3 protein-coding genes are annotated in these 1,604 nt (G+C 57.4%); all 3 read left to right on the forward strand.

Annotation, left to right across the window (positions count from 1 at the left end; translation table 11 throughout):
* Nucleotides 1-174: 174 nt before the first annotated feature.
* The 3 genes from FKV25_RS15685 to FKV25_RS15695 all read left to right on the forward strand — a co-directional run bounded on the left by FKV25_RS15685 (nucleotide 175) and on the right by FKV25_RS15695 (nucleotide 1,518).
* Nucleotides 175-582: a hypothetical protein gene (locus FKV25_RS15685; RefSeq protein ID WP_141519728.1), complete on the forward strand. Its 408-nt coding sequence runs from the start codon at nucleotides 175-177 to the stop codon at nucleotides 580-582.
* 69 nt (nucleotides 583-651) lie between these two features.
* Nucleotides 652-978 (forward strand): nucleoside triphosphate pyrophosphohydrolase family protein, encoded by a 327-nt coding sequence (locus tag FKV25_RS15690; RefSeq protein ID WP_141519729.1) that lies wholly within the window; start codon nucleotides 652-654, stop codon nucleotides 976-978.
* Between the two features lie 72 nt (nucleotides 979-1,050).
* On the forward strand, nucleotides 1,051-1,518 hold the full coding sequence (locus FKV25_RS15695; protein ID WP_141519730.1) for a DUF695 domain-containing protein: 468 nt from the start codon (nucleotides 1,051-1,053) through the stop codon (nucleotides 1,516-1,518).
* Nucleotides 1,519-1,604: the final 86 nt, after the last annotated feature.

Here is a 1,604-nt window from a genome sequence, read left to right on the forward strand (position 1 = left end):
GATCGTCTCTTGCCGGAGTGATCCCCTTCAGTCTGCCAGCTCACCGTCCTTTTCCCGGGCGTCGCGGGTGTTGCACTTACTTTGTGAACCTGCGGCGCCTAACAATTCGTCCAAGCCGACGCCGATTCGCGGCGCGGCTTAACTCAGGTGTTAGGCCTCAGTTGAGGGTTTATCGTGGACCAAAAAAAGTGCATCGGATTAAAGATTGAGCTGGAGACTCAGGCGGAGCCGCAAGTGGTTCCGCTGGATCGATTCTTCGACGGGAATGATGATGAGGGTTCCATTGGCTGCAACCTCGTCCCTCATCCCGGAATTCCGCTATTTCGGGACACTCTGCTTGGGTTGCTTCAACGTTCTGACGTAACCGCCGTGTACGCCCTGATCTCGGAGCTTGACCCAGGCGATGACTCCTGGCCTTTCACAGATACAGTCTTGGTGGCGGGCAACATCCAGCCGGAAGCGCTCACTCAGGCTCTTTCGGCGCTTCAGCCAGACTACGTCACCTTCGCCGATCCAGACGAGATTGGTGAGTTTGGCATCCACCCTCCTGTCGTTCAGGGCGTTACGGCATGGTGGGACTGATGCCTGACAATTCGTTCAAGCCGACGCCGCTTCGCGGCGCGGCTTAACTCGGGTGTTAGGCGGCATGACATGAAATTTGGCGAATTGGAACAGGCAGCGATTGAGCTCAATGACCTCTACGAGGAGCTCGAGGTCAAGCGCTGGGGGCGCGCCTGGACAGCTCAAGAATTGGCGCTCGGCTTCATGGGAGATGTCGGCGATCTCGCGAAGCTGATCCAAGCCCACGCCGGCGTTCGAACGATCGACGACCACCATCGCAAGCTCGGCCATGAGCTATCGGACTGCCTGTGGTCCATTATGGTTCTGGCCAACAAATGCGGCGTCAATCTTGAGGCGGAGTTCGTCAGGAACACCCGCGAGATATCAGAATTCGTGTCGGGCGAGCTCGCCAAGTAAGCGGCAGCCGCCTAACAATTCTTCCAAGCCGACACCGCTTCGCGGCGCGGCTTAATTCAGGTGTTAGGCGTCATGTCCGAACATTCCGTGAGCATCGAGGTGCCAGATCCGCACTACACGCTCTTCAACGGCAGCCGTGACGGAATGCCTGAAGTAGTTGTGGTCAACGATGCACTGCTGGCGTTCGAGCATACGGACATTTTCGCTTGGCACCTCGAGGTAACTCTGCACGCCGTCGACTTGGCTGACGAAGGCATGCCGGCCCCTGACGAAAGCAAACTCCTCTTCGAGATTGGTGACAAGATCGAGCAAGCCATCGTTGGCTACAACGCGCTATTTCTAGCCCGTGGCACTTGGAACGGCCTCAGGCAGCTCGCGTACCGTGTCTACGACCCCGACGTGGCGAATGAGGCGCTTCAAGAATTGCTGAAGGGCGAACACCCACGCTTCTGGGAGTTCCGTATGGACCATGATCCATCATGGGAGCAAGCCGGCTTTTACTTCCAGCTGTTTCCGTTGGCGTCAGGCAATGACGGGTGAATTAACACTCCAAGTGCAACACCCTTGATCGTCGGATCTGTTGTGCCGGGGTCTGGAAGCCATGGCGTTTCCTCGGTCGTTGGTTG

This window comes from Marilutibacter aestuarii, assembly GCF_006546775.1.
Taxonomy (GTDB): domain Bacteria; phylum Pseudomonadota; class Gammaproteobacteria; order Xanthomonadales; family Xanthomonadaceae; genus Marilutibacter; species Marilutibacter aestuarii.